The sequence below is a fragment of the Paracidovorax oryzae ATCC 19882 genome, assembly GCF_000687165.1.
In the GTDB taxonomy this organism is placed as follows: Bacteria; Pseudomonadota; Gammaproteobacteria; order Burkholderiales; family Burkholderiaceae_C; genus Paracidovorax; species Paracidovorax oryzae.
In genome coordinates this window covers 65,588-91,387 of sequence record NZ_JMKU01000005.1, presented here as the reverse complement: position 1 = coordinate 91,387, position 25,800 = coordinate 65,588, and the positions used below count along the sequence as shown (strand labels likewise).

The 25,800-nt window shown below is 69.7% G+C and carries 25 protein-coding genes; 12 read left to right on the top strand and 13 right to left on the bottom strand.

Features of this window, described 5'->3' with window-relative positions; translation table 11 throughout:
* Positions 1-12 precede the first annotated feature (12 nt).
* Positions 13-1,023 (top strand): Hsp33 family molecular chaperone HslO, encoded by a 1,011-nt coding sequence (hslO, locus tag T336_RS0103930; protein ID WP_011794462.1) that lies wholly within the window; start codon positions 13-15, stop codon positions 1,021-1,023.
* A gap of 18 nt (positions 1,024-1,041) precedes the next feature.
* Here hslO and T336_RS0103925 read toward each other — a convergent pair whose 3' ends face one another.
* The 6 genes from T336_RS0103925 to pyrG form a co-directional block, all read right to left on the bottom strand.
* Complete coding sequence (locus tag T336_RS0103925) at positions 1,042-1,536, bottom strand: hypothetical protein (protein ID WP_026431571.1); 495 nt, start codon at positions 1,534-1,536, stop codon at positions 1,042-1,044.
* 35 nt (positions 1,537-1,571) lie between these two features.
* Positions 1,572-1,850 carry a septum formation initiator family protein gene (locus T336_RS0103920; protein ID WP_013593789.1) on the bottom strand — a complete coding sequence of 93 codons (279 nt, stop codon included), beginning with the start codon at positions 1,848-1,850 and terminating at the stop codon, positions 1,572-1,574.
* Positions 1,851-1,920: 70 nt separating this feature from the next.
* Positions 1,921-3,207 carry a phosphopyruvate hydratase gene (eno, locus tag T336_RS0103915; protein ID WP_026431570.1) on the bottom strand — a complete coding sequence of 429 codons (1,287 nt, stop codon included), beginning with the start codon at positions 3,205-3,207 and terminating at the stop codon, positions 1,921-1,923.
* A gap of 129 nt (positions 3,208-3,336) precedes the next feature.
* Positions 3,337-3,627, bottom strand: coding sequence for a DUF1330 domain-containing protein (locus tag T336_RS0103910; RefSeq protein WP_026431569.1), 291 nt, complete (start codon positions 3,625-3,627; stop codon positions 3,337-3,339).
* Between the two features lie 8 nt (positions 3,628-3,635).
* Entirely contained in the window at positions 3,636-4,493 is an 858-nt protein-coding gene (gene kdsA, locus T336_RS0103905; protein WP_026431568.1) for a 3-deoxy-8-phosphooctulonate synthase, read from the bottom strand.
* A gap of 32 nt (positions 4,494-4,525) precedes the next feature.
* Positions 4,526-6,205 carry a CTP synthase gene (pyrG, locus tag T336_RS0103900; protein ID WP_026431567.1) on the bottom strand — a complete coding sequence of 560 codons (1,680 nt, stop codon included), beginning with the start codon at positions 6,203-6,205 and terminating at the stop codon, positions 4,526-4,528.
* A 111-nt stretch (positions 6,206-6,316) separates the two neighbouring features.
* Here pyrG and coaBC point away from each other — a divergent pair, with 111 nt between their 5' ends.
* The 3 genes from coaBC to T336_RS0103885 all read left to right on the top strand — a co-directional run bounded on the left by coaBC (position 6,317) and on the right by T336_RS0103885 (position 8,691).
* Positions 6,317-7,534: a bifunctional phosphopantothenoylcysteine decarboxylase/phosphopantothenate--cysteine ligase CoaBC gene (gene coaBC, locus T336_RS0103895; RefSeq protein WP_019700756.1), complete on the top strand. Its 1,218-nt coding sequence runs from the start codon at positions 6,317-6,319 to the stop codon at positions 7,532-7,534.
* Positions 7,535-7,609: 75 nt separating this feature from the next.
* Entirely contained in the window at positions 7,610-8,056 is a 447-nt protein-coding gene (gene dut / locus T336_RS0103890; protein ID WP_026431566.1) for a dUTP diphosphatase, read from the top strand.
* A gap of 140 nt (positions 8,057-8,196) precedes the next feature.
* Positions 8,197-8,691, top strand: a complete 495-nt coding sequence (locus T336_RS0103885; protein ID WP_019700758.1) for an outer membrane lipoprotein — start codon at positions 8,197-8,199, stop codon at positions 8,689-8,691.
* Positions 8,692-8,760: 69 nt separating this feature from the next.
* Here the strand turns inward: T336_RS0103885 and T336_RS0103880 are convergent, their stop codons facing one another.
* Complete coding sequence (locus T336_RS0103880; RefSeq protein WP_019700759.1) at positions 8,761-9,288, bottom strand: FKBP-type peptidyl-prolyl cis-trans isomerase; 528 nt, start codon at positions 9,286-9,288, stop codon at positions 8,761-8,763.
* A 65-nt stretch (positions 9,289-9,353) separates the two neighbouring features.
* Between T336_RS0103880 and T336_RS0103875 the strand changes: the two genes are divergently transcribed.
* From T336_RS0103875 to T336_RS25920, 3 genes are all read left to right on the top strand, one after another.
* On the top strand, positions 9,354-10,490 hold the full coding sequence (locus tag T336_RS0103875; RefSeq protein ID WP_026431565.1) for a JmjC domain-containing protein: 1,137 nt from the start codon (positions 9,354-9,356) through the stop codon (positions 10,488-10,490).
* 74 nt (positions 10,491-10,564) lie between these two features.
* Positions 10,565-11,077 (top strand): hypothetical protein, encoded by a 513-nt coding sequence (locus tag T336_RS0103870; protein WP_026431564.1) that lies wholly within the window; start codon positions 10,565-10,567, stop codon positions 11,075-11,077.
* A gap of 193 nt (positions 11,078-11,270) precedes the next feature.
* Positions 11,271-11,549: a hypothetical protein gene (locus T336_RS25920; protein WP_035225266.1), complete on the top strand. Its 279-nt coding sequence runs from the start codon at positions 11,271-11,273 to the stop codon at positions 11,547-11,549.
* 147 nt (positions 11,550-11,696) lie between these two features.
* Here the strand turns inward: T336_RS25920 and T336_RS0103865 are convergent, their stop codons facing one another.
* The 6 genes from T336_RS0103865 to T336_RS0103840 all read right to left on the bottom strand — a co-directional run bounded on the left by T336_RS0103865 (position 11,697) and on the right by T336_RS0103840 (position 16,639).
* Positions 11,697-12,473, bottom strand: a complete 777-nt coding sequence (locus T336_RS0103865) for an MBL fold metallo-hydrolase (RefSeq protein WP_019700762.1) — start codon at positions 12,471-12,473, stop codon at positions 11,697-11,699.
* Positions 12,474-12,508: 35 nt separating this feature from the next.
* Positions 12,509-13,603 carry an NlpB/DapX family lipoprotein gene (gene bamC, locus T336_RS0103860; protein WP_019700763.1) on the bottom strand — a complete coding sequence of 365 codons (1,095 nt, stop codon included), beginning with the start codon at positions 13,601-13,603 and terminating at the stop codon, positions 12,509-12,511.
* A gap of 22 nt (positions 13,604-13,625) precedes the next feature.
* Positions 13,626-14,522: a 4-hydroxy-tetrahydrodipicolinate synthase gene (gene dapA, locus T336_RS0103855; RefSeq protein WP_019700764.1), complete on the bottom strand. Its 897-nt coding sequence runs from the start codon at positions 14,520-14,522 to the stop codon at positions 13,626-13,628.
* Positions 14,523-14,584: 62 nt separating this feature from the next.
* Positions 14,585-15,172 (bottom strand): class I SAM-dependent methyltransferase, encoded by a 588-nt coding sequence (locus T336_RS0103850; RefSeq protein WP_026431563.1) that lies wholly within the window; start codon positions 15,170-15,172, stop codon positions 14,585-14,587.
* Between the two features lie 50 nt (positions 15,173-15,222).
* Positions 15,223-15,387, bottom strand: coding sequence for a hypothetical protein (locus T336_RS27100; RefSeq protein WP_019700766.1), 165 nt, complete (start codon positions 15,385-15,387; stop codon positions 15,223-15,225).
* A 13-nt stretch (positions 15,388-15,400) separates the two neighbouring features.
* A complete protein-coding gene (locus T336_RS0103840) occupies positions 15,401-16,639 on the bottom strand; it encodes an MFS transporter (protein WP_026431562.1) in 1,239 nt (412 codons plus the stop codon).
* Positions 16,640-16,764: 125 nt separating this feature from the next.
* On the opposite strand from T336_RS0103840, the gene T336_RS0103835 reads away from it, so the two are divergent.
* The 5 genes from T336_RS0103835 (at position 16,765) to T336_RS0103815 (ending at position 25,782) form a co-directional block, all read left to right on the top strand.
* The gene (locus T336_RS0103835) at positions 16,765-18,747 is read left to right on the top strand and encodes a DNA topoisomerase IV subunit B (protein WP_026431561.1); all 1,983 of its coding nucleotides are present in this window, start codon (positions 16,765-16,767) and stop codon (positions 18,745-18,747) included.
* 3 nt (positions 18,748-18,750) lie between these two features.
* Complete coding sequence (locus tag T336_RS0103830) at positions 18,751-19,596, top strand: lytic transglycosylase domain-containing protein (protein WP_026431560.1); 846 nt, start codon at positions 18,751-18,753, stop codon at positions 19,594-19,596.
* A 61-nt stretch (positions 19,597-19,657) separates the two neighbouring features.
* The gene (gene parC, locus T336_RS0103825; RefSeq protein ID WP_026431559.1) at positions 19,658-22,015 is read left to right on the top strand and encodes a DNA topoisomerase IV subunit A; all 2,358 of its coding nucleotides are present in this window, start codon (positions 19,658-19,660) and stop codon (positions 22,013-22,015) included.
* A 199-nt stretch (positions 22,016-22,214) separates the two neighbouring features.
* Positions 22,215-24,047, top strand: coding sequence for a methyl-accepting chemotaxis protein (locus tag T336_RS0103820; RefSeq protein WP_026431558.1), 1,833 nt, complete (start codon positions 22,215-22,217; stop codon positions 24,045-24,047).
* 124 nt (positions 24,048-24,171) lie between these two features.
* A complete protein-coding gene (locus T336_RS0103815) occupies positions 24,172-25,782 on the top strand; it encodes a methyl-accepting chemotaxis protein (protein ID WP_026431557.1) in 1,611 nt (536 codons plus the stop codon).
* Positions 25,783-25,800: the final 18 nt, after the last annotated feature.

Genomic DNA, 25,800 nt, shown 5'->3' with positions numbered 1-25,800 from the left:
ATTTGACAGCAGATGCAGAAAGACTCCAGGGTGTCAGAACTCCACAAGTTCCTCTTCGATGGCCTGCCGGTGCGCGGCATGATTGTCCGGCTCACGGATGCCTGGACCGAGATCCTCGCCCGCCGCTCCGGCAACAGTGCCACGGGCGCCTACCCGCCCGAGGTGCGCGAACTGCTGGGCGAGATGGCGGCGGCCGGCGTGCTGATGCAGTCCAACATCAAGTTCAACGGTGCGCTGGTCCTGCAGGTCTTCGGCGACGGCCCGGTCAAGCTGGCCGTGGCCGAGGTGCAGTCCGATCTCGGGCTGCGCGCCACCGCGTCCATCCAGGGCGAGGTGCCCGTGGGAGCGCGGCTGTCCGACATGGTGAATGCCGGGGGCGGCGGGCGCTGCGCGATCACGCTTGACCCGAAGGACCGGCTGCCGGGCCAGCAGCCCTACCAGGGCGTGGTGCCCCTGCATGGCGACCGGCACGAGAAGCTGGAAAAACTCAGCGACGTACTGCAGCACTACATGCTGCAGTCCGAGCAGCTCGACACCACGCTGGTGCTCGCGGCGGACGACAAGGTGGCGGCCGGCCTGCTGATCCAGCGCATGCCCATCAAGGGCGAGGGGAACCTTGCCGGCACCGAGCTCAGCCACAGCGAGAACGAGGACCAGATCGGCCGCAACGAGGACTACAACCGCATCGCCACGCTGGCGGCGAGCCTCACGCGCGAGGAACTGCTGTCGCTGGACGTGGACACCGTGCTGCGCCGCCTCTTCTGGGAGGAAAAGCTGCTGCGCTTCGTGCCGAAGGAGGGAGTGGACGGCCCGCGCTTCGCCTGCACCTGCAGCCGTGACCGCGTCAGCTCCATGCTGCGCAGCCTGGGCCCGGAAGAGGCCGAGAGCATCCTGGCCGAGCGCGGGGAGATCGAGGTGGCCTGCGAATACTGCGGTCAGCAGTACCGCTTCGACGCGGTGGATGCCGCACAGATCTTCACCAGCGCCGCGGAACTGGCCCCGGGCACGAAGGCGGTGCAGTAGGGAGGGAACGGCGGCGGCTCAGCTCGCAGCCGCCGGAGTGAGCAGGCGCTGGAACAGCCGGTGCTCGCATTCCGGGTCGCTGCATTTCTCGCACGACCAGGCAAGGGCGGGCCGTGCGTTGCCCGGAGGCGGGAAGCGCTCCGGCATGGCGGCGCCTCCCAGCAGGAGCGCGTGCCGCAGCCGCGCATCGGCATTCCCGTAGAACACCTGGTGGCCCCAGCCCAGGGCCTGCAGCAAGCCCCGCAGGGCCGCGTCATGGGCTTCCTGGCGACGGGCTTCGCCGGCAGGAAGCACGTCCATCCCCATCAGCCAGGCCTGAGTGCAGCCGCTCTCGCGCAGTACCTGCAGGGCTGCGGGTTCGTCGCCGGGATCCGGCTCCACCAGCACGAGGCGCATGCGCGCTGCCGGCCAGGCCACATGCTTCCGCACCGCGGCCACCAGCGCTGCGGCGCCCGTGCCCGGCGCGCCCAGCACGGCAATGTGCGTGGCAGGCGGGGGGACAGGGACTGGCATGTCGGTGGCGAGAAGCGAGTGTCGGCGGAGGGCGCTCAGCGGGGCGCCACGTGCACATAGACCTCGTTGGGCTTGACCATGCCCAGTTCGCTGCGCGCCTTTTCCTCGACCATGTCGAGGCCGTCGCGCAGGTCGCTCACTTCCGACGCCAGCCGCTCGTTCTCCTGTCGGGCCCGGTCGTTGGCCTGCTTCTGCGCCGCGATCCGTTCCTTCATCTCCTGCACGTGGCCGATGCTGCCTCGGCCCGTCCAGAGCTGCGTCTGGACGGCCACGAGCAGGAGCAGCAGCACCAGGGGAACGATACGGGGATTCATGGTGCGCTGGCGCTGCGGGAACGTGGATCGGAAGGGAGCGGGGCCGGTACGGAACCGGGTTCAGCCCGGGTCAGCGCAGGTTGTAGAACGCAGCGCGGCCAGGGTAGTGGGCGATGTCGCCCAGGTCTTCCTCGATGCGCAGCAGCTGGTTGTACTTGGCGATGCGGTCGGAACGGCTCAGCGAGCCGGTCTTGATCTGGCCGGCGTTGGTCCCCACGGCGATGTCGGCGATGGTGGAGTCTTCGGTCTCGCCCGAGCGGTGCGAGATCACGGCCGTGTAGCCCGCGCGCTTGGCCATCTCGATGGCGGCGAAGGTCTCGGTCAGCGTGCCAATCTGGTTGATCTTGATGAGGATCGAGTTGCCGATGCCCTTGTCGATGCCTTCCTTCAGGATCCTGGTGTTGGTGACGAACAGGTCGTCGCCCACCAGCTGGACGTTCTTGCCCAGGCGCTCGGTCAGGTGCTTCCAGCCGTCCCAGTCGCCTTCCGCCATGCCGTCCTCGATGGAGATGATGGGGTACTTGTCCACCCAGGTGGCCAGCATGTCGGTCCATTGCTGGGCCGTCAGGCGGATGCCGCCTTCGCCTTCCAGCACGTAGTGGCCGTCCTTGTAGAACTCGCTGGCGGCGCAGTCCAGGCCCAGGGCGATCTGCTCGCCAGCCGTGTAGCCGGCGGCGTCGATGGCCTGCAGGATCAGCTGGATGGCGGCTTCGTGGTTCTCGACGCTGGGGGCGAAGCCGCCCTCGTCGCCCACCGCGGTGCTCATACCCTTGTCGTTGATGATCTTCTTCAGCGCGTGGAACACCTCGGCGCCCCAGCGCACGGCCTCGCGGAAGCTCGGAGCGCCCACGGGGATGATCATGAATTCCTGCAGGTCCAGGCTGTTGTTGGCATGCGCGCCGCCGTTGATGACGTTCATCATCGGCACGGGCAGCTGCATGCCGCCCATGCCGCCCAGGTAGCGGTACAGCGGCAGGCCGGACTCCTCGGCGGCGGCGCGGGCCACGGCCATGGAGACGGCCAGCATGGCGTTCGCGCCCAGGCGGCTCTTGTTGTCGGTGCCGTCCAGGTCGATCAGGGTCTTGTCCAGGAAGGCCTGCTCGGAGGCGTCCAGGCCCAGCACGGCCTCGGAGATCTCGGTGTTGATGTGTTCGACGGCCTTGAGCACGCCCTTGCCCAGGTAGCGGCTCTTGTCGCCGTCGCGCAGTTCGATGGCTTCGCGGCTGCCGGTGGAGGCGCCGGAGGGCACGGCCGCGCGGCCCATCACGCCCGACTCCAGCAGCACGTCGCACTCGACGGTGGGGTTGCCGCGGCTGTCCAGCACTTCGCGGCCGACGATATCAACGATGGCACTCATGGGTTTCCTTTGAGGAGTTTGATGACGGGGGGCAGGCACGGGCAGGGCGCCGAAGGCCGGCGCGCCGCGCGTGCGGCTGCAACATCGGGAGGGCGGGCGGGCAATGGCGCGGGGCCGGGCCGGAAGGCCTCACACCCCTTCGACGCACACCATGCGCATGACGGCCGCGCCCTGTCGCGCGGACTTCGCCTGCTGGTACTCGGCGGATTCGTAGAAGGCGCGGGCGGCCTCCATGGTGGGGAACTTCAGGACCACGGTGCGGCCGGGGTTCCAGTCACCCTCCAGCACTTCCACGCGGCCCCCGCGCACGCAGACTTCGGCGCCGTGCACCTGCATGGCCTGCGTGCTGAGGCGGCGGTAGTCTTCGTACTGCTCGGGGTTGGTGACGGTGACGGACGCGATGATGTAGGCGCTGCTCATGGGATGTCTCAAGCTCCGAAGTCGTTTTCGAGAAAGCCGTTCCGCTTGGTGACGGAATCCAGGGCGACAAGGGTTTCCAGCAGCGCCTTCATGTGCTTGAGCGGCACTGCGTTGGGCCCGTCCGAGAGGGCGTTGCAGGGATCGGGGTGCGTCTCCATGAAGAGGCCGGCCACGCCCACGGCCACGGCCGCGCGCGCCAGCACCGGCACCATCTCGCGCTGGCCGCCGCTGCTGGTGCCCTGGCCTCCGGGCAACTGCACGCTGTGCGTGGCGTCGAACACCACGGGTGCGCCCGTCTCGCGCATGATGGCCAGGCCGCGCATGTCGGAGACGAGGTTGTTGTAGCCGAAGCTCGCGCCGCGCTCGCAGGCCATGAAGCTGTCTTCCGGCAGGCCCTTCTCGCGCGCGGCGGCGCGGGCCTTGTCGATGACGTTCTTCATGTCGTGGGGCGCGAGGAACTGCCCCTTCTTGATGTTCACCGGCTTGCCCGACTGCGCCACGGCGCGGATGAAGTCGGTCTGGCGGCAGAGGAACGCGGGCGTCTGCAGCACGTCCACCACCTTGGCGGCCTCGGTGATGTCGTCCTCGGTGTGCACGTCGGTCAGCACGGGCACGTCCAGTTCGCGGCGGATCCTGGCCAGGATCTCCAGGCCCTTCTCGCGGCCCGGGCCGCGGAAGCTCGTGCCCGAGGACCGGTTGGCCTTGTCGAAGCTGCTCTTGAAGATGAACGGGATGCCCAGCGTCGCCGTGGTTTCCTTCAGGCGGCCGGCCACGTCCATCTGCAGCTGCTCGGACTCGATGACACAGGGGCCTGCGATGAGGAAGAAGGGCCGGTCGAGGCCGGCGTCGAAGCCGCAGAGTTTCATGGAAGATGCCTTGTGGGAGAGTTGCCGGCGCCTCAGGAGGCCGCGGCGGCGGGCAGTGCGGGCTGGCGGCTCTTCTGGTGCTCGACCGCCGCCTTGATGAAGGCGTTGAAGAGCGGGTGGCCGTCCCACGGGGTGGACTTGAACTCGGGGTGGAACTGCACGCCGATGAACCACGGATGCACCTCGCGCGGCAGCTCGACGATCTCGGTGAGCTGTTCGCGCTGCGTGAGCGCGGAGATCACGAGGCCCGCCTTGCGGAGCTGGTCGAGGTAGTTCACGTTCGCCTCGTACCGGTGGCGGTGGCGCTCTGTGACGATGTTGCCGTAGATCTCGTGCGCCAGCGTGCCGGAGGCGACGTCGGAGCTTTGCGCGCCCAGGCGCATGGTGCCGCCCAGGTCGGAGGTCTCGCTGCGCGTCTGGATGGTGCCGTCGGCGTCCTTCCACTCGGTGATCAGCGCGATCACGGGATGCGGCGTGGCGGCGTCGAACTCGGTGCTGTTGGCGTTCGCGAGGCCCGCCACGTGGCGCGCATATTCGATGGTGGCCACCTGCATGCCCAGGCAGATGCCCAGGTAGGGCACCTTCTGCTCGCGGGCGTAGCGCGCCGTGCAGATCTTGCCTTCCACGCCGCGCGCGCCGAAGCCGCCGGGCACCAGGATGGCGTCGTACCTGGCCAGCTTCTCGGCCGCATCGGCCGCGCCGATGGTCTCGGAATCGACGTGCTCGATCTTCACGCGCACGTGGTTCTTCATGCCCGCGTGGCGCAACGCCTCGTTCACCGACTTGTAGCTGTCGGACAGGTCGACGTACTTGCCCACCATGGCGATGGTGACCTCGCCCTGCGGATGCTCGGTCTCATAGACCAGCTGGTCCCAGCGCTTCAGACTGGTGGGCGGCGTGTTCAGGCGCAGCTTGTCGCAGATCAGGCCGTCCAGGCCCTGCTCGTGCAGCATGCGGGGCACCTTGTAGATGGTGTCCACGTCCCACATGCTGATCACGCCCCATTCGGCCACGTTGGTGAACAGGGAGATCTTGCCGCGCTCCTCGTCGGGGATGCGGCGGTCGGCCCGGCAGAGCAGGGCGTCGGGCTGGATGCCGATCTCGCGCAGCTTCTGCACCGTGTGCTGGGTGGGCTTGGTCTTGAGTTCACCAGCTGCCGCGATGTAGGGCAGGTAGGTGAGGTGCACGAACGCGGAATTGTTCGGCCCCATGCGCAGGCTCATCTGGCGCACGGCTTCGAGGAAGGGCAGGGATTCGATGTCGCCCACGGTGCCGCCGATCTCGACGATGGCCACGTCCACCGCGTCGTCGGTGCCGATGCCCGCGCCGCGCTTGACGTATTCCTGGATCTCGTTGGTGACGTGCGGGATCACCTGCACCGTCTTGCCCAGGTAGTCGCCGCGGCGTTCCTTCTCGAGCACGGATTGGTAGATGCGGCCCGTGGTGAAGTTGTTGGTTTTCTTCATGCGCGTTTCGATGAAACGCTCATAGTGGCCGAGGTCGAGGTCGGTCTCGGCGCCGTCGTCGGTGACGAACACTTCGCCGTGCTGGAACGGGGACATGGTGCCCGGGTCCACGTTGATGTACGGGTCGAGCTTGATGAGGGTGACTTTGAGGCCGCGCGATTCGAGGATCGCAGCAAGGGAGGCTGAGGCGATTCCCTTGCCCAGGGAAGACACCACACCGCCGGTGACGAAGACAAATTTGGTCATGTCTTTTTATGGTGGTGGGAAATCGGGATTATAGAGGCCGGCCCATCCGCGCCCGGCCGCTCAGGCGCGTTCCCCTGCACGGTGGCGGGGCGTCTGCTAAATTGCGCGCCCATGAACGAACTGGCGGGCAAACACATTCTCCTGGGCCTTTCGGGCGGCGTCGCCTGCTACAAGTCGGCCGAACTGGCGCGGCTGCTCGCCAAGGCGGGCGCCACCGTGCAGGTGGTGATGACCGAGGCGGCCGAGCGGTTCATCACGCCCGTCACCATGCAGGCGCTCACGGGACGCGCGGTCTATACCTCGCAGTGGGACGCGCGCGAGCCCAACAACATGCCGCACATCAACCTGGGCCGCGAGGCGGATGCGATCCTGATCGCGCCCTGCAGCGCCGATTTCATCGCCCGGCTGGCGCAGGGCCGCTCCGACGAGCTGCTCAGCCTGCTGTGCCTGGCCCGCCCCGCGCAGCGCGTGCCACTGCTGCTCGCGCCCGCGATGAACCGCGAGATGTGGGCCCACCCCGCCACGCAGCGCAACCTGGCGCAGGTGGCTGCCGACGGCGCCGTGGTGCTGGGCGTGGGCACGGGCGACCAGGCCTGCGGCGAAACGGGCGACGGCCGCATGCTGGAGCCCGCGGAGCTGCTGGAGGAGTTGACGGCCTTCTTCGCACCCAGGCTGCTCGCGGGGCACCGCGTGCTGGTCACGGCCGGCCCGACCTTCGAGGCGATCGACCCGGTGCGCGGCATCACCAACCTCTCGAGCGGCAAGATGGGGTTCGCCATCGCGCGTGCGGCCCGCGAGGCCGGTGCGGAGGTCCATCTCGTGGCCGGCCCCGTGCACCTGCCCACCCCGCGCGGCGTGCGCCGCGTGGATGTGCGCTCCGCGCGGGACATGCTGCAGGCCTGCACCGCGCTCGCCCCGCAGGCATCCATCTTCGTGGCGACGGCGGCCGTCGCGGACTGGCGCCCGGCGGAAGCGGCCACGCGCAAGATCAAGAAGGATGGCTCGGGCGCCGTCCCGGCGCTCGCCTTCGTGGAGAACCCCGACATCCTGGCGACCATCGCGGCCTCCGGCCGTGCGCGTGAAGGGGCGCTGTACTGCGTGGGCTTCGCTGCCGAGAGCGACCACCTGCTGGAGCATGCCACGGCCAAGCGCGCGCGCAAGGGCGTGCCCCTGCTGGTCGGCAACATCGGTCCCGAGACCTTCGGTCAGGACGACAATGCCCTGCTGCTGGTGGATGCCGAAGGCCACCGCACGCTGCCTCGCGCCACCAAGCGCGAACTGGCGCAGCAGCTCGTGGCGGACATTGCCCGCCGGCTGGCCGCAGCCTGAAGCGCCATCCCCGGAACACGCCGGGGCTGGCGCTCCCGGAGTGTTGCGCCTCCGCATCATTCATTGAAAGCATTTGTGAAAATCGACGTCAAGATCCTCGACGCGCGCATGGCGGAGCAGTTGCCCGCCTACGCCACGCCCGGCAGTGCCGGCCTCGACCTGCGGGCCTGCCTGGACACGCCCCTGACCCTGGAACCCAACGCTTGGCAGCTCGTGCCCACGGGCATCGCCATCTACCTCAAGGACCCCGGCTACGCGGCGCTGATCCTGCCGCGCTCGGGCCTGGGCCACAAGCACGGCATCGTGCTGGGCAACCTGGTCGGCCTCATCGACAGCGACTACCAGGGGCAGCTGATGGTCAGCGCCTGGAACCGCAGCGACACCGCCTTCACCCTGCAGCCGATGGAGCGGCTGGCCCAGCTCGTGATCGTTCCGGTGGTGCAGGCGCAGTTCAATGTCGTGCAGGAGTTTCCGGCCACGGAACGCGGCGAGAACGGTTACGGCTCCACGGGCAAGGTGTAGGTATCGTCCTATCCGTCCGGGGCGATGGTGCCTACGGCGGCCGCGGCCATCGCCCGTCGCGTGCCGCGGCCGGCCCCATGCTCCAATGGGTTGACCGGCGGGGCCAGAGCCTTGTCCATTTCCGCAAGAAGGAGTCGAACATGCTGAAGTTTTCCCGCACCACCGCTGCGATCGCCACCGTGGCCCTCGCCGGCGCCCTGGGCGCCTGCGCCGAGCAGCCGCGCTACGGTTCGCAGTATCCCGGCCAGCCCACGTATTCGAGCTACCCGTCTTCCGCGCCGGCCGGCATGGAGTACGGCACGGTGACCAACATCGAGATGCTGCAGGGCCGCAGCGGCAACAGCGGCGTGGGTGTCGGGACCGTGGCCGGCGCCGTGATCGGCGGCGTGCTGGGCAACCAGGTGGGCAAGGGCACCGGCCGTGCGGCCGCCACCGTGCTGGGCGCCGTCGGCGGCGGCGTGGTGGGCAACCAGATCGAGAACCGCAATGGCAACAACGACGGGCGCGCCGAGGGCTACCGCATCACGGTGCAGCTCGACCAGGGCGGCCAGCGCGCCTACGACGTGGGCTCCCCCGGCGACCTGCGCCCCGGCGACCGTGTGCGCCTGAACGGCGGCCAGATCTCCCGCATGTGATCTGCTGGAGCCGGCTTCAATGCAAAAAAGGACCCTCGGGTCCTTTTTTCATGGGCGCGTGCCCCGGGTTCAGTGCAGCAGGGGAGGCTCGCCCGTGTCGGGCGGCTGGATGCGGAAGAAGCCGGTGCCGGCGGTGCCGCGCCCGATTTCCTCCTCCGTCGCCTCCCGCACCCCCTGCACCGTGAGGTGCAGGCGCAGCGCGATGCCGGCGAGCGGATGGTTGCCGTCCAGCACCACGTGTTCCGGGTAGAGCTGGGCCACGGTGTAGAGGGCGTCGCGCGGGGCGGCCGGGTTGGTGCCTTCGGGCAGGGCGCTGCCCTCGATGGTCATGCCTTCCTCGATGTCCTCGGGGAACAGGGTGCGGGGCTCGAGGAACAGCAGCTTGTCCTGGTAATCGCCGAAGGCCTCCTCGGGTTCCAGGTGCAGCGCCAGGGTGTCGCCCGCGGAGTGGCCCTGCAGCGCTTCCTCGATGCGGGCTAGCAGGTCGTCGCCGCCGACGAGGAATTCCACAGGGTCGTCGAGCACGTCCAGCTCCTCGCCCAATGTGTCTTTCAGGATCCAGGTCAAGGCGACCACGCATTGTTGGTTGATTTCCATAGGAGAATTGTCGCAGTTCGTCCACCGGCCGCGCCATCGGCGCGTGCGCCTCTCGCTTTCCCCCCATGGATACCCATACCCCCCTCGCCCTGCTGGGCGGAATCACCCCCGCGCAATTCATGCGCCGGCATTGGCAGAAGAAGCCGCTGCTGGTGCGCCAGGCCATCGCCTCGTTCGTGCCGCCCGTGGGGCGCCAGGAATTGTTTGCGCTGGCGGCGCAGGAGACCGTCGAATCGCGCCTCGTGCAGCAGAAAAAGGGCGCATGGAGCCTGCGCCACGGCCCCTTCGCGCGCCGCGCGCTGCCGCCCCTGGCCACGCCGGACTGGACATTGCTGGTGCAGGGCGTGGACCTGCACGACGACGCCGTGCATGCGCTGCTGCAGCAGTTCCGATTCGTGCCGCAGGCCCGTCTGGACGACCTGATGATCAGCTACGCCACCGACGGCGGCGGCGTGGGGCCGCACTTCGACAGCTACGACGTGTTCCTGCTGCAGGCCCATGGACGGCGGCGCTGGCGCATCGGTCGGCAGAAGGACCTGGCGCTCAAGGACGGCATCCCGCTCAAGATCCTGGAGAACTTCGAGCCCGAGCAGGAGTTCGTGCTGGAGCCCGGCGACATGCTCTACCTGCCGCCGCGGTGGGCGCACGACGGCATCGCCGAGGGCGAGTGCATGACCTATTCCATCGGCTTCCGTTCGCCGTCGCGCACGGGCCTCGCGCAGGACCTGCTCAACCGCCTGTCGGACGGCCCGGACGAGGAGGGCGCCCTGTCCCCGCACCTGTACCGCGATCCCGCGCAGGACGCGGCGGACCGCCCCGGGGAGATTCCTGCCGCGCTGCTGGACTTCGCGCGCGACGCCCTGGCGCGGGCCCTGGCCGCGCCGCTGGCCTTGGAGCGCGCGCTGGGCGAGAGCCTGACCGAACCCAAGCCCAATGTCTGGTTCGAGCCGGGAGATCCGGATGCGGACGTGGCGCAGGGCGTGCGCCTGGACCGCCGCACGCGCATGATGTACGACGCGCGCCATGTCTTCATCAACGGCGAGAGCTATCTGGCCGGCGGCCGGGACGCCACGCTCATGCGGCGCCTGGCCGACCAGCGCGAACTCGCCGCGCGCGACCTGGCGCGGGCCAGCGAGGATGCGCTGGAACTGCTGGCATCGTGGTGCGACGCCGGCTGGGTGCACGCCAGGCCCGCGGGATAGGCCGGGCAGGCGGCTCGCCGCCCGTGGTGCCTGGCGCGCAGACTGTTGCGTGGATTCGAACAAGGAGGTCGTCCATGGATTTCTCCCAGGCCCTGGCCGGCGAGGCACCGCTGCCGTCCGGCCGCTTCGAGGGGCGAAGCGACTTCGGTGGCGGGGTGCGCGCCGCCCTGGCGTGCGCGGCCCGCGAGGGCTGGCAAGAGCTGGTGCTGTGCGATTTCGACTTCCATGACTGGCCACTGGGGGACCGCGACGTGGAGGCGTCGCTGCAGGCCTGGGCGGCGCGGGGGCGCAGGATGACGCTGCTGGCCGCCCACTACGACGAGGTGGTCCGGCGCCATGCGCGCTTCGTCCGCTGGCGTGCCACCTGGGACCACATCGTGGAATGCCGCAAGGCGCCCGCGAGGGAGCGCCAGGAACTGCCCGGCGTGCTGTGGTCCGGCCGCTGGGTGCTGCAGCGGCTGGATCCCGAGCGCTGCACCGGCGTGGCCGGCGGCGAGCCCGAGCGCCGCGTGCAGGTGCGGCAGGTGCTGGACGAATGGCTTCGGCGCAGCACGCCTGCTTTTCCTGCGACGACGCTCGGACTGTGACATCGCTCAGTCCGCGCTGTAGGTGTTGATGGGGATTGACGCAATCTCCCTATAATTTGCGGTTGATGTCTGGGAGTGCATGGCGCATTCCCCAGCGCCACGGGGTGCATCGCGCCCGGCCAAAGCGCATCGCTGAAAGAGGGCGGCGTGGCGGCAAATTCCAAGATCCGTCTGTCCCATAGGAAAAAACGAAATGAAGAACTCTCTCGTTCTGGCTGCCCTGGTCGCGTCCGTCGCTCTCGCCGCCTGCGGCAAGAAGGAAGAAGCCCCGGCTCCGGCCCCGGCTCCCGTCGAAGCTCCGGCACCGGCTCCCGCTCCCATGCCCGCACCGGCCGAAGCCCCTGCTTCCGACGCTTCGGCTCCTGCCGCAGCCGCTGCTGCCGAAGCCTCCGCCCCCGCCAGCGACGCCGCCAAGGCCGCTGCAGACGCTGCTGCCGCAGCCGCTGCAGGTGGCGCTTCCGCTGCCAAGTAAGCTGCCGCACCGCCTTTCGCCGCCGGACCACCAGCCTGCGGCGAAAGGCCAGGCACGAAAGCCCCGTACCGCAAGGTCGGGGCTTTTTTGCGTGCATGTCGCGCAGCCTGCAGAGCAGGCCAGCAGCCACTCGGGCAGGTGTTGCGCTCAGCCGCCGATCCAGCCGGTGCCGCTGCGCTGGTCCGCCACCTCGATCTGGGCCGGCTCCCAGCCGATGGCTCCGGCGAGTGCGGCACGGGCGAGGTCCGGGCGGTTGTTCTGGGCGCTGAGGTGGGCCGCGGCCACGCTGCGCAGGCCATCGTGCCGCACCGCGCGCAGGATCTCCGCAGCCACGTGGTTGCCCAGGTGCCCGTAGGCGCCGCCGATGCGCCGCTTCAGGAAGGCGGGATAGCTGGAGACGGACAGCATCTCGCGGTCGTGGTTGCTCTCCAGCAGCAGTGCATGGCAGCCGCGCAGGTGGGCGAGCACGTGTTCGGTGGCATGTCCCAGGTCCGTGAGCAGCCCGATGTGGGTGGCTCCGTCGCTGCAGCGCAGGTGCAGCGGCTCGCGCGCATCGTGCGGGACGGTGAAGGGGCGGGCCTCGAAAGCGCCCAGGTCGATGGATTCGCCGTCCGCGGTGAGGTGCAGCAGTCCGTCCAGGTCCGGCGCGCCGATGGCCTCATGGGTGCCGTGGCTCATCCAGACCGGAATGCGGTGGCGCAGGGCGATTTTCTGCAGGCCGCCCACGTGGTCGGAATGTTCGTGGGTGATGAAGATCGCGTCGATGTCGTCGATCGCCAGGCCGGCCTCGCCGAGGCGGCCGGCCAGCTGGCGCGGCCCCAGCCCGCAATCGACGAGCAGGCGCCGCACCAGCGTGCCGCAGCGCCCTTCGACGATGGTGGCGTTGCCCGAGCTGCCGCTGCCCAGGTTCTTGAAGCGCAGCACGCGGTCCGTGGCTCCTCAGCGGGCGGCAGCGCCGTTCACTTCAGGTCGTCGGCGAGCACGCGGACGATGCGGTCCGCGTTGGCCGAACTCTCGGGCGCGCCTGCGGCATTGAGCACCGCGACCGTGCTCTTGCCGCCCTCGGTGCGCACCTGGATGCGGTACTTGACGGGCGGCGCGGCATCGGCCGAGCGGCCCAGCAGCTTGGCGAAGAATCCGGGGTCCTTCTTCTCGGTGGGCTCGACGTAGCGCACGGAATACACGCCCTGGGCGCGGTCGCGCTCCTCGACGGTGAAGCCCGTGCGGTCGAGCGCCAGCCCGACGCGGCGCCATGCGCGGTCGAAGCTCTCGTCGAGTTCCACCACGGGGGCGTTGCCCACGCGGCCGATGCGTGCCGTCGGCGGAGGCTGGACCGGGGCGGCCGCCACGGCGCGGGACTCTTCCTGGCTCACGCCGAGCTTGACCATCAGGCGGCGCAGGAATTCGGTTTCCAGTTCCGGATCGACCGGGCGGGGCTGCCAGATGGTGCTGTCCTTCTGGGAGGTGGTGTAGACCTCGACCATGCCGCGGTGGCTGATGTAGATCTCGGTGGAGCCGTCGGCGCCGCGCTCCAGGCGGGTGCGGAACTTGTCGCGCTCGCCGGTGGAGTAGACGGAGTCGAAGATCTTGCCGATGGTGGAGCGGATGATGTCCTGCGGCAGCTTGGCGCGGTTCTCGGCCCAGTCGGTTTCCATGATGCCGAGGTTGGGCTGGTCGATCGTGAGCACGAAGCCGTTTTCGTTCCAGAAGTCGCGCACGGGCTCCCAGAGTGCATCGGCGGGGCGCTTCACCACCAGCCAGCGCTGGTTGCCGTCGCGCTCGATGCGCACGTCGCCGAGCGACTTGGCGGCGGCATTGACCGTGCCGGGCTGCCTCTGCGCCTGGCCGGCCTCGAAGGCCGCGGCCGACACCACGCCGCCCGCCACTGTGTAGCGCGAATCGCGCGACAGCTGCGTCAGGTCGGGCGGCACTTCGAGCGTCGAGCCCTTGGTGGCGCTCTTGTAGTCGATCTTGTCGTTGTCCAGGATGGACGTGGAGCAGGCGGACAAGGCCATGGCAAGGCCCAGGAGGCCCAGGCGGTTGATAGCGTTCACGCAAAAATCCTTTGGGGGAGTCTCAGAGCAGGCCGGCGGAGCGCAGCGCGGCTTCCACCACGGATTCGCTGCCTTGGGAAAGGGGTGTCATGGGCAGGCGCATCGCGCCGCCGCACAGGCCCATGCGCTGCATGGCCCACTTCACGGGGATGGGGTTGGCCTCGACGAAGAGCTGCTTGTGGACCGGCAGCAGCCGGAACTGGATCTCCATGGCCCGGCGCACGTCGCCGGCCAGGGCGGCCACGCAGAGTTCGTGCATCAGGCGGGGCGCCACGTTGGCGGTGACGCTGATGTTGCCCTGGCCGCCGCAGAGCATGAGGGCCACGGCAGTGGGATCGTCGCCCGAATAGACGGCGAAGCCTTCGGGCACCTCGCGGATCAGCCACTGCGCGCGCTCGATGTTGCCGGTGGCTTCCTTGATGCCGATGATGCCCGGCACCTGGGCCAGGCGCAGCACCGTGTCGTGCTGCATATCGGCGACGGAGCGGCCGGGCACGTTGTAGAGGACGGTGGGCAGGTCGCCCACGGCTTCGGCGATGGCCTTGAAGTGCCGGTACTGGCCCTCCTGCGTGGGCTTGTTGTAGTAGGGCACGACCTGCAGCTGCGTGTCGGCGCCCACCTTCTTGGCGAAGCGGGCGAGTTCGATGGCCTCGGCCGTGGAGTTGGCACCGCAGCCGGCCATGATGGGCACGCGCTTTGCGGCCTGCTCGACGGCCACGCGGATGATCTCGCAGTGCTCCTCGACGTTCACGGTGGGCGATTCGCCGGTGGTGCCCACCACGCCGATGCAGTCGGTGCCTTCTGCGACATGCCAGTCGATCAGCTTGCGCAGGGTGGGGTAGTCCACGCTGCCGTCCTCGTGCATGGGGGTGACGAGGGCGACGATGCTGCCGGTGAGGGTGGCGCTGGAAGAGGTCATGTCCACGAAGGAAAACGGTAAAAGAGCATTCTAACGAGTGTGTAACCGGCCCGGCCGGGGGGTTAACCGGAGGCGGGAGCCACGAGGGGGTGGCGGGGTGGTCCGTCGCAGGGTGCCTCCCGGACGGCCGCGAGGCGCTGCACGAACCGCTCCGGAGACGGCAGGAAGCCGTCCTCGTAGGCGATCACCCTCAGACCGGGGAAGGCCGCCAGCAGTTCCCCGGGCTCCAGCAGAAATTCCGGCCTCGAGGGCCGGCCCACGGTCGCGTTGCCGCGTGCGAAGGTTTCGTACAGCAGCACGCCGCCGGGCGCGACGCTGGCTGCGAGGGTGGGCAGCAGGGGGCGCCAGAGGTAGTGGGTCACCACCACGGCGTCGAAGCAGCGCCCGGCGAAGGGCCAGGGGGCCTGTTCGATGTCCGCATGGACGAGTTCGCCCAGCGGCGCCAGCGGGGCGATCGCGTCGGCGGAGCGGTCCACGCCGGTCACCGCATGGCCGCGGGCATGGAACCAGCGCAGGTGCCGGCCGCTGCCGCAGGCCACGTCCAGCACGTGGCCGCGCGGCGGCACCAGGTGGGCCCAGCGCTTGATCCATTCGGACGGCACGTCCTGGCAGAGCAGCGCGGCATGGGGTGGCGGACCAGGACTGTGCATCACGGGAGTGGCATGGGAGGGGCCGCGGGCGGACGCGCCGCGGCGGGAGTTCAGAAACAGGACCAGACCTGGTCCGCCATCATCACCACGAAGCCGGGCTCCGCATAGAGCGCGAAGGCGGCGGACAGCGCCACGGCGGCCGCGATGCTCCAGGGCAGCCACCGCTTCCAGCCGGGGCGCCGGGAGGATGGGGTGGACAAGGGGGTGGACGCCATGTGCATGCCCGCCTCAGGCGGTGGCGCCTGCCCGGGCCGGCGTGCGCGCGATCGGCGATTCGCGCACCGGCAGGTTGATGAGGCCGGCCGCGATGCCAAGGGCGATGGCGAGGTACCAGACCACGTCGTAGCTGCCCGTGCGGTCGTAGAGGTAGCCCCCCAGCCAGACGCCCAGGAAGCTGCCGATCTGGTGGCTGAAGAACACGAACCCGCCCAGCATCGAGAGGTGCTGCACGCCGAAGATCTGCGCCACCGTGGCGTTGGTGGGCGGCACGGTGGACAGCCACAGGAACCCGATCACCGCGGAGAACACGTACACCGAGACGGGCGTGAGCGGTGCGAGCAGGAACACGGTGATGGCCACCGCGCGGGCGAAATAGATGAAGGCCAGGATGTGCCGGCGCTCCATGCGCTGGCCCAGGGTGCCGGCGATGTAGGTGCCGAAGACGTTGAAGAGGCCGATCAGGGCCAGCGCGTAGCTCGCCACCTGGGGCGAGAGGCCGTGGTCCTTGAGGTAGCTGGGCATGTGCACGCCGATGAACACCACCTGGAAGCCGCAGACGAAGTACCCGGCCGTGAGCAGCAGGAAGCTGGGGTAGCGCAGCGCTTCGGACAGGGCCTCGCCCACGGTCTGGCTGCGCGGCGCGGCGGGAGCGCCTGCGGCGCGGCGGCCGAAGCCCGGCTCGCGCAGGCCGAAGGCCAGCGGCACGATGAGCATCACCATGGCCGAGAGGGCGAGCAGCGATTCCTGCCAGCCCAGGCGGGCGATCAGCTGGCCTTCCACGGGCACCATCAGGAACTGCCCGAACGAGCCGGCGGCCGCGGCCACGCCCATGGCCCAGGAGCGCTTCTCGGGCGCGATCTGGCGGCCCAGCACGCCGTAGATCACGGCGTAGGTGGTGCCCGCCTGCGCCGCGCCGATCAGCACGCCGGCCGTGAGCGCGAACAGCAGCGGCGTGGGCGACAGCGCCATGCCGGCCAGCCCGAAGGCGTAGAGCACCGCCCCCGCGATCAGCACGCGGAAGGCCCCGAAGCGGTCGGCCGCCATGCCCGCGAAGATGCCGAACAGGCCCCAGGCGAGGTTCTGCACGGCGAGCGCGAGCGCGAACGTCTGGCGGGTCCAGCCCATGTCCTGCGTGATGGGTTGCAGCCACAGGCCGAAGCCGTGGCGGATGCCCATGGAGAGCGTGACGACGGCCGCGCCGCAGGCCAGGACCTGCACCATGGAGAGCTTCGGGGTTTCGGAGGACATCCGCCCGAATGTAGCCAAAAGCGTCCGCTGGCGCTTGCCGCGGAATGCGGGTTAACCCGTGCGGCAGGCGGGTGGCTGTCTTTCCATCCAGTGCCGCCGGGCACGCCGCACTACAATCCGCGCCCATGGCAGCCAAACCCTCTTCCGTTTCGCCCAGCGACTATTCCGAAGGTTCGATCCGCGTGCTCAAGGGCCTGGAGCCCGTGAAGCAGCGGCCGGGCATGTACACGCGCACGGACAACCCGCTGCACATCATCCAGGAAGTGCTCGACAACGCGGCCGACGAGGCCCTGGCCGGGCACGGCAAGCGCATCAAGGTCACCCTGTTCGCCGACGGCTCCGTCGGCATCGAGGATGACGGGCGCGGCATCCCGTTCGGCCTGCACCCCGAGGAGAAGGCCCCGGTGATCGAGCTGGTCTTCACACGCCTGCATGCCGGCGGCAAGTTCGACAAGGGCAAGGGCGGGGCCTACAGCTTCTCGGGCGGCCTGCACGGCGTGGGCGTCTCGGTCACCAACGCCCTGGCGCTGCGGCTGGAGGCCACCACGCACCGCGACGGGCAGATCGCACGCCTCGTGTTCGAGGGCGGCGACGTTACCGAGCCGCTCACGGCCCGGCCCCTGGCCGCGGGCGAACGCCGCCAGGGCACCACGGTGCGCGTCTGGCCGGACGGCAAGTATTTCGAATCGACCGCGCTGCCGATGAACGAACTGGTCCACCTGCTGCGCAGCAAGGCCGTGCTGATGCCGGGCGTGACGGTGTCGCTGGTCAACGAGAAGACGAAGGAGACCCAGACCTGGCAATACAAGGGCGGCCTGCGCGACTACCTGGGCCAGAGCCTGTCGGCCGACCCGGTGATCCCGCTCTTCGAGGGCGACGGCTATGCCGACCGGCACAACGAGAGCTTCGCCGAAGGCGAGGGCGCCGCATGGTGCGTGGGCTTCACCGACGAGGGTGCGCCCGTGCGCGAGAGCTACGTCAACCTGATTCCCACCAGCGCGGGCGGCACGCACGACGCGGGCCTGCGCGACGGCCTGTTCCAGGCGGTGAAGAGCTTCATCGAACTGCACTCGCTTTTACCGAAGGGCGTGAAACTGCTGCCCGAGGACGTGTTCGCGCGCGCCTCCTATGTTCTCTCGGCCAAGGTGCTGGACCCGCAGTTCCAGGGCCAGGTGAAGGAAAAACTCAATTCGCGCGATGCCGTCCGGCTGGTGTCGAGCTACGTGCGGCCCGCGCTCGAGCTGTGGCTGCACCAGCACGTGGACTATGGCAAGAAGCTCGCCGAGCTGGCGATCAAGGCCGCGCAGACGCGCCAGAAGGCCGGCCAGAAGGTGGAGAAGAAGAAGGGCTCCGGCGTGGCCGTGCTGCCCGGTAAGCTCACCGACTGCGAGAGCCGCGACCTGTCGCACAACGAGGTGTTCCTGGTGGAGGGCGATTCCGCCGGGGGCAGCGCCAAGATGGGCCGGGACAAGGAATGCCAGGCCGTGCTGCCGCTGCGCGGCAAGGTGCTCAACACCTGGGAGGTGGACCGCGACCGGCTGTTCGCCAACACCGAGATCCACGACATTTCCGTGGCGCTGGGGGTGGATCCGCACGGACCCAACGACACGCCGGACCTTTCCGGCCTGCGCTACGGCAAGGTCTGCATCCTGTCGGATGCCGATGTCGATGGATCCCACATCCAGGTGCTGCTGCTCACGCTGTTCTTCCGCCACTTCCCCAAGCTGATCGAGACCGGCCACATCTACGTGGCGCGCCCGCCGCTCTACCGGGTGGACGTGCCGGCGCGCGGCAAGAAGCCGGCCTCGAAGGTGTATGCGCTGGACGACGGCGAGCTGGAGGCCATCCTCGACAAGTGCGCCAAGGACGGCGTGGCGCGCGAGAAGTGCCAGATCAGCCGCTTCAAGGGGCTGGGCGAGATGAACGCCGAGCAGCTCTGGGAGACCACGCTCAACCCCGACACCCGCCGCCTGCTGCCCGTGCAGCTGGGCGACCTGGGCTTCGCCGAGACCGAGGGCCTCATCACCAAGCTCATGGGCAAGGGCGAGGCGGCCGCGCGGCGCGAGCTGATGGAACTGCACGGCGACGCCGTGGAAGTGGACATCTGAGCCATGGCGGCGCGACGCTCCAGTGGTGATGCCGTGCCGGCATGGCTGCGGCGGCAGGCGGCTGCCGGCGCGCGAGCGGCCGCGCTGGCCCTGGCGCTCTGGCTGCCGGTGCAATCCGCCCATGCGGACCTCTGGGCCTACGTGGATGAGCGCGGCGTGACGCATTTCGCGGCCGATCGCATCGACGAGCGCTACAGCCTGTTCTTCCGCGGCGACGTGTTCGACTCCACCAGGGACGGGCGCTCGACGGGCACGGGCCTCGTGCCGCCCGGCGTGGCGCCGGGGGCCACGCCGGAAAGTGCGCGGCGCCTGGCCTATTTCGACATCGCGCCCGAGGTCAAGCGCGTGAAGCACTTCCTGCGCGCCTCGGCGAACCAGCACGGGCTCGACTACGAACTGCTGCAGGCCGTGATCGCGACCGAATCGGGGTTCGATCCGCAGGCGGTGTCGCCGCGCGGCGCGGTGGGGCTCATGCAGGTGATGCCGGCCACGGCCGAACGCTTCGGCGTGGCGCGCGAGGCGAAGCGTTCGGTCGAGCAGAAGCTCACCGACCCGGGCACGAACATCGCGGCCGGTGCGCGCTACCTGCGGCACCTGATCGATCTTTTCGAGGGCCGGCTCGACCTGGCGCTGGCCGCCTACAACGCGGGCGAGGGTGCCGTGCAGCGCGCCGGCCACCGGATTCCGGCCTACCGCGAGACACAGAACTACGTGAAGAGCGTGCTGGGGCTCTACGCCCTGCTCAAACCCGCGGCGGCCGCCCCGGTGCCCGTGGCGGCCGGGCGCGGCGCCGCGGCCGGCCGGGTGCGCATGGAGCTGGCAGCACCCGCGGCCCAGGGCACGCCCTGATCTTTCGAACGACACCGCGGCGCACCGTCCGCCGCGTTCCTCTTTCCATCCTTCCCGACGCATGAGCGACAACGACCAACCCACCCTCGACTTCTCCCAGCCCGAGTCCGGCGACCACCTGGGCCTGGCCGGCTACGCGCAGCGCGCCTACCTGGAGTACGCGCTCTCCGTGGTGAAGGGCCGCGCGCTGCCGGATGTGTGCGACGGCATGAAGCCGGTGCAGCGCCGCATCCTCTTCGCGATGGAGCGCATGGGCCTGGCCTATGGCGGGCCCACCCGCAACGTGCCGGCCAAGCCGGTGAAGAGCGCCCGCGTGGTGGGCGACGTGCTGGGCCGCTTCCATCCGCACGGCGACCAGTCGGCCTACGACGCTCTGGTGCGGCTGGCGCAGGATTTCAGCCAGCGCTATCCGCTCATCGACGGCCAGGGCAATTTCGGCAGCCGCGACGGCGACGGCGCCGCGGCCATGCGCTACACCGAGGCGCGGCTCACGCGCATCGCCAGCCTGCTGCTCGACGAGATCGACCAGGGCACGGTGGACTTCGTGCCCAACTACGACGGCTCCACCGAGGAGCCGCGCCAGCTGCCCGCGCGCCTGCCGTTCGCGCTGCTCAACGGCGCGAGCGGCATCGCCGTGGGCCTGGCCACCGAGATCCCCAGCCACAACCTGCGTGAGATCGCCGACGCCTGCGTGGCGCTGGTGAAAAACCCGAAGCTCGCCGACGAGGAACTCGCCGCGATGGTGCCGGGCCCGGACTATCCGGGCGGCGGCCAGATCATCAGCAGCCCGGGCGACATCCAGGACGCCTATCGCACGGGGCGCGGCAGCCTGAAGGTGCGCGCGCGCTGGAAGATCGAGGACCTGGCGCGCGGGCAATGGCAGATGGTGGTGACCGAACTGCCGCCCGGCGTGTCCGCGCAGAAGGTGCTCGAAGAAATCGAGGAGCTCACCAACCCCAAGGTGAAGGCCGGCAAGAAGGCGCTCTCGCAGGAGCAGACGCAGCTCAAGGCCACGGTACTGGGCGTGCTGGACGTGGTGCGCGACGAGTCGAGCAAGGACGCGCCCGTGCGCATCGTGTTCGAGCCCAAGACGGGCAAGGTGCCGCAGCAGGAGCTCATCACCACGCTGCTGGCGCACACCAGCCTGGAAACCTCCGCGCCCATCAACCTGACCATGGTGGGCCTGGACGGCAAGCCCGTGCAGAAGTCGCTGCGGCGCATGCTGGAGGAATGGATCGCCTTCCGCCAGCAGACCATCACGCGGCGCAGCCAGCACCGCCTCGCCAAGGTGCTGGACCGCATCCACATCCTCGAGGGGCGGCAGACCGTGCTGCTCAACATCGACGAGGTGATCGCCATCATCCGCGCGAGCGACGAGCCCAAGGCCGCGCTGATGGCGCGCTTCGACCTGTCGGAGCGGCAGGCCGAGGACATCCTGGAAATCCGCCTGCGCCAGCTCGCGCGGCTCGAAGCCATCAAGATCGAGCAGGAACTCAAGGAACTGCGCGAGGAGCAGGGCAAGCTCGAGGACATTCTCGCGAACCCCGCATCGCTGCGCCGCCTCATGGTCAAGGAGATCGAGGCGGACGCGAAGCAGTTCGCCGACGCGCGCCGCACGCTCATCCAGGCCGACAAGCGCGCCACGGCCGAGGTGAAGGTGGTCGACGAGCCCGTGACGGTGGTCGTCTCGCAGAAGGGCTGGGTGCGCGCGCGCCAGGGCCATGGCCACGATGCAGGCACCTTCGCCTTCAAGTCCGGCGACGCGCTCTACGGCACCTTCGAGTGCCGCACCGTCGATACGCTCATCGCCTTCGGCAGCAATGGCCGCGTGTATTCCGTGGCTGTCTCGCAACTGCCCGGCGCGCGCGGCGATGGCCAGCCCATCACCACGCTGATCGACCTGGAGGCCGGCACGCAGCCGGTGCACTATTTCGCAGGCCCCGCGAACGCGGCGCTGCTGCTCGCGGGTTCGGGCGGCTACGGCTTCATCGCCGCCGTGGAGCACATGACGGCGCGCAACCGCGGCGGCAAGGCCTTCGTCTCGCTGGGCGAGGGCGAGCAGCTCTGCCGGCCGTCGCACGCGGCGTTCACCAGCGGCAGCCAGGCGCTCGCTCCGGCGACCCATGTGTGCTGCGCCTCGGCGGGCGGGCGCATCCTGACGTTCGAGATCACCGAGCTCAAGCAGATGGCCAATGGCGGCCGCGGCCTGATGCTCATCGACCTCGAGCCCAAGGACACGCTGGCGGGTGCGGCGGCTTACACGCGCAGCGTGCGCATCGCAGGCGTGGGCCGGGGCGGCAAGGAGCGCGACGAGACGCTGGAGATCCGCAGCCTCAACAATGCGCGCTTCCCGCGCGGGCGCAAGGGCCGTGCGGCGGACCTGGGCTTCAAGCCCAACGCCGTGCAGCGCGTCGAGTAAAGCTCCGCTGAACCGCTTGCCGGAGGGCCGCCAGGGCATGGCGGCCCTTTTTTGTTGCGCCGCCGCATCGCGACAGGAATATGGTGTTTATGCGGAGTGGTGTTTCGGCTTGTATCAATGCACTATCTGCCCGCACGGCCACAGGAGGCGTCGGCTGCCGGGCCGTGCATTGTCTTGATGCGCGCCAGGAGCACCTACCGTGAAAGATCTGAAAATATCCACCCGCCTCGCGCTGGGATTCGCGCTCATCCTGCTCGTCATGTTCCTCATGAACATGCTGGGACTGACCAATATGGGGGCGATGGTCCGTTCCGTGAAGGGCGTCGCTTCGGAATCGCTGGTCAAGGAACGGCTGATCAGCGACTGGGCCCGCAACATCCATACGAGCGTGCAGCGGACCAAGGCCGTGGCCCGCAGCAGCGATACTTCTCTGAACGACGCTTTCGCGGAGGAGGCAGCGGCGTCTTCGCGGCAGTCTGCGGACATGCTCAAGCGCATCGAGGCGCTTTTGCAGACGGAGCAGGAGAAGGCCTCGATGGCCGACATCCAGAAGGCACGCACGAATTACCTGGCAAGCCGCGATGCGATATACAAGGCCAAGCGCGAGGGCCGGGTGGAAGACGCGCAGCGCCTTTTCACCCAGGAATTCCAGCCCATCACCACCCAGTTCCTCGACACGGTCCAGAAGCTGCTGAACATGCAGCGGGAGAACATCGACGCCGCCCTCGGGGGGGTGGAATCCGGCTACGCGGAGACCCGCATCGCCGTGGCGGTCTCCACCGTGCTGGCCCTGATCCTGGGGGCGGGCCTGGGCTGGTGGATCACGCGCGGCATCACGCGCCCGCTCGGCGAGGCGGTGCGTGTCGCGCGTGCCGTGGCGGACAACGATCTCACGAGCCATATCACCATGGGCGGGCGCGACGAGACCGGGCAGATGCTGGATGCCCTGCGCCAGATGAACGACAACCTCGCCCAGGTCACGGGCCGCGTGCGCCAGGGGGCCGATAGCATCGCCATCGCCGCGCGGGAAATCGATGCGGGCAACCAGGACCTGTCCGCGCGCACCGAGCGGCAGGCGAGCGCCCTGCAGCAGACGGCCGCCTCCATCGAACAGCTCACCAGCGCAGTGCGGCAGAACGCCGACAGCGCCCGGCAGGCCAACCAGCTCGCGGCCCATGCCTCGCAGGTGGCGGGCGAGGGCGGGCAGGTGGTGGCCGGCGTGGTGCAGACCATGGGTGCCATCGATGCGTCCTCGCGCCGCATCGCCGACATCATCGGCGTGATCGACGGCATTGCCTTCCAGACGAACATCCTCGCGCTGAACGCGGCCGTGGAGGCCGCGCGGGCCGGCGAGCAGGGCCGCGGCTTCGCGGTCGTGGCCGGCGAAGTGCGCGCACTCGCGGGGCGCAGCGCCGAAGCCGCCAAGGACATCAAGGCGCTGATCGGTGATTCCGTGGCCAAGGTGGACGAGGGCTCCCAGCAGGTCGCGCAGGCGGGGCGCACCATGGAGTCCGTGGTGGACAGCATCCGGCGCGTGGCCGACATCATGGGCGAGATCAGCGCCGCGAGCGCGGAGCAGAGCACGGGTATCGAGCAGGTGAGCCAGGCCATCGGGCAGATGGACCAGGTGACGCAGCAGAACGCCGCACTGGTCGAGGAGGCCGCGGCCGCCACCGGCTCGCTCAAGACGCAGGCGGCCATGCTGGCCGAAGTGGTGGCGGCATTCCGCATGCGGGACGGCAGCGTGACCGGGATTCCCGCCGCCTCCGTGCCCGTTCCGCCACCTGCCGCCAGGGCGGCGCCGGCGCCCGCTTTCCCTCCGGCAGCAGCTCCGGCATCCTCGCGCCCTGCGGTCGCGGCACCCGCCCGGCCGCGCACGCCGGCCGTCGCCAGGCCGGCTGCCGGCAAGGCGCCCGCACTGCCCGGCGGCCGCCCGGCACCAGCGGCATCCGCGGCGCAGGCACCCGCGCCGCAGCCCCCTGCGCCGCCGCGCAAGGCCAGCCAGAGCGACGACGACTGGGAAACCTTCTGAATCTGGCGGGTGGTTCCGCCCGGCTCTGGTGTAAACACCGAGCGCCCCGGACGCAGCTTCATGCACGATGGCTTCAGCCGACGAGGGTGGGCGCGGCCCCCCCGGCATGACAAAGGAGTCCGCCATGCAACGATCACTGCGGGTCGTCCACAAGCTCTGGATCGCCGTCGCCCTGCTGGTGGCCATGCTGTCCGCGGTACTCGGCGTGGCCGGTGCGCGCTACCAGCGCGAGCAGGCCCAGGCCGAGGCCGCGCGCGACGAGATGGAGCAGCGCACCCAGGCAGCCCTGCGCTGGGCCGGGCTGACGGAAACCAACGCGGCGCGCACCCTGGCGGTGGCGCTCACTGCCGATCCCCTGCTGGAGGCGCAGTTCAAGGAGCCGGTCGCTGCCACGTCCGCGCGCATTTCAGAAACCCAGAAGGTGCTCGCCGGCATGGACCTTGCCGCGCAGGACAAGGCGCAGATGGCGAAGATCGCCGCGGCGCGCCAGGCCACGCTGGACCTGCGCGGCGAGGCCGGCAGGCTGTCTGCCGCCGGCCAGCGTGACGAGGCCCGCGCGCTGGTGCTGCAGCGCTACCAGCCTGCCGTGGCGACCTACCTCCAGCTCCTGCGGGACTTCGCGCAGTCGCAGGCCGAGGCCGCCGACGCGTTGCGCGACCGGACGGCCGCGTCGCTGCGGCGCATCCTGCTGGGGGCGGCCGCGGGCATGGCGCTGCTGTTCGCCGGCATCGTGGCGGGCAGCGTGGTGCTGATCCGCGGCATCCAGAAGCCGCTGGCCGAGGCCAATGCCGTGGCGGCCCGCATCGCGGAGGGGGACCTGGCCTCGCCCGTGCCGCTGGGCCGCGGCGACGAATTCGGCGAGCTGCTGCGATCGCTCGGTGCCATGGGCGAATCGCTTTCGGGCGTGGTGCGGCAGGTGCGCCAGAGCACCGACAGCATCGCCATCGCCAGCGCCGAGATCGCCACGGGCAACCAGGACCTGTCCGTGCGCACCGAGCAGGCTTCCAGCAGCCTGCAGGAGACGGCCGCGGCCATGGAGCAGTTCACCAGCACCCTGCAGCAGAGCGCGGGCAGCGCGCAGCAGGCCAGCGGGCTGGCGGCCAGTGCCCGCAGCGTGGCGCAGCGCGGCGGCGACGTGGTCACCCAGGTGGTCTCCACCATGGATGACATCCACCAGAGCAGCCGCCGCATCGCCGACATCATCGGCGTGATCGACGGCATCGCCTTCCAGACCAACATCCTGGCCCTGAACGCGGCCGTGGAAGCCGCCCGCGCGGGTGAGCAGGGCCGGGGCTTCGCGGTGGTGGCGGGCGAGGTGCGCGCCCTGGCGCAGCGCAGCGCCACTGCCGCACGGGAGATCAAGCAACTGATCGGGACCTCGGTGGAGCGGGTGGAGGCGGGCAGCCGGCTGGTGCAGGATGCCGGCGCCACCATGCAGGACATCGTGCGCTCTGTGCAGCACGTGAACGACATGATCGGAGAGATTACTGCCGCGGCCTCCGAGCAGAGCGCCGGCATCGGGCAGGTGAACGAGTCCGTGGGGCGGCTGGACCAGATGACGCAGCAGAACGCCGCGCTGGTGGAGGAAAGCGCGGCCGCGGCCCAGAGCCTGCGCGAGCAGGCGGAGCAACTGGCGCGCACGGTGTCGGTGTTCAAGCTGCGCGCCCTGCCGGGCGCTGCCGGCGCTGCACTGCCGCAGCCCGCGCGGGGCGAGCCGCGCAGGCTGGCAGCCTGATCCGGTCGCGGCCCGGAT

Coding starts and splice junctions, on each gene's coding strand:
- hslO (WP_011794462.1), top strand. CDS start 13: ATGCAGAAAGACTCCAGGGTGTCAGAACTCCACAAGTTCCTCTTCGAT.
- T336_RS0103925 (WP_026431571.1), bottom strand. CDS start 1,536: ATGCCAGTCCCTGTCCCCCCGCCTGCCACGCACATTGCCGTGCTGGGC.
- T336_RS0103920 (WP_013593789.1), bottom strand. CDS start 1,850: ATGAATCCCCGTATCGTTCCCCTGGTGCTGCTGCTCCTGCTCGTGGCC.
- eno (WP_026431570.1), bottom strand. CDS start 3,207: ATGAGTGCCATCGTTGATATCGTCGGCCGCGAAGTGCTGGACAGCCGC.
- T336_RS0103910 (WP_026431569.1), bottom strand. CDS start 3,627: ATGAGCAGCGCCTACATCATCGCGTCCGTCACCGTCACCAACCCCGAG.
- kdsA (WP_026431568.1), bottom strand. CDS start 4,493: ATGAAACTCTGCGGCTTCGACGCCGGCCTCGACCGGCCCTTCTTCCTC.
- pyrG (WP_026431567.1), bottom strand. CDS start 6,205: ATGACCAAATTTGTCTTCGTCACCGGCGGTGTGGTGTCTTCCCTGGGC.
- coaBC (WP_019700756.1), top strand. CDS start 6,317: ATGAACGAACTGGCGGGCAAACACATTCTCCTGGGCCTTTCGGGCGGC.
- T336_RS0103885 (WP_019700758.1), top strand. CDS start 8,197: ATGCTGAAGTTTTCCCGCACCACCGCTGCGATCGCCACCGTGGCCCTC.
- T336_RS0103880 (WP_019700759.1), bottom strand. CDS start 9,288: ATGGAAATCAACCAACAATGCGTGGTCGCCTTGACCTGGATCCTGAAA.
- T336_RS0103875 (WP_026431565.1), top strand. CDS start 9,354: ATGGATACCCATACCCCCCTCGCCCTGCTGGGCGGAATCACCCCCGCG.
- T336_RS0103870 (WP_026431564.1), top strand. CDS start 10,565: ATGGATTTCTCCCAGGCCCTGGCCGGCGAGGCACCGCTGCCGTCCGGC.
- T336_RS25920 (WP_035225266.1), top strand. CDS start 11,271: ATGAAGAACTCTCTCGTTCTGGCTGCCCTGGTCGCGTCCGTCGCTCTC.
- dapA (WP_019700764.1), bottom strand. CDS start 14,522: ATGACCTCTTCCAGCGCCACCCTCACCGGCAGCATCGTCGCCCTCGTC.
- T336_RS0103850 (WP_026431563.1), bottom strand. CDS start 15,172: ATGCACAGTCCTGGTCCGCCACCCCATGCCGCGCTGCTCTGCCAGGAC.
- T336_RS27100 (WP_019700766.1), bottom strand. CDS start 15,387: ATGGCGTCCACCCCCTTGTCCACCCCATCCTCCCGGCGCCCCGGCTGG.
- T336_RS0103840 (WP_026431562.1), bottom strand. CDS start 16,639: ATGTCCTCCGAAACCCCGAAGCTCTCCATGGTGCAGGTCCTGGCCTGC.
- T336_RS0103835 (WP_026431561.1), top strand. CDS start 16,765: ATGGCAGCCAAACCCTCTTCCGTTTCGCCCAGCGACTATTCCGAAGGT.
- T336_RS0103830 (WP_026431560.1), top strand. CDS start 18,751: ATGGCGGCGCGACGCTCCAGTGGTGATGCCGTGCCGGCATGGCTGCGG.
- parC (WP_026431559.1), top strand. CDS start 19,658: ATGAGCGACAACGACCAACCCACCCTCGACTTCTCCCAGCCCGAGTCC.
- T336_RS0103815 (WP_026431557.1), top strand. CDS start 24,172: ATGCAACGATCACTGCGGGTCGTCCACAAGCTCTGGATCGCCGTCGCC.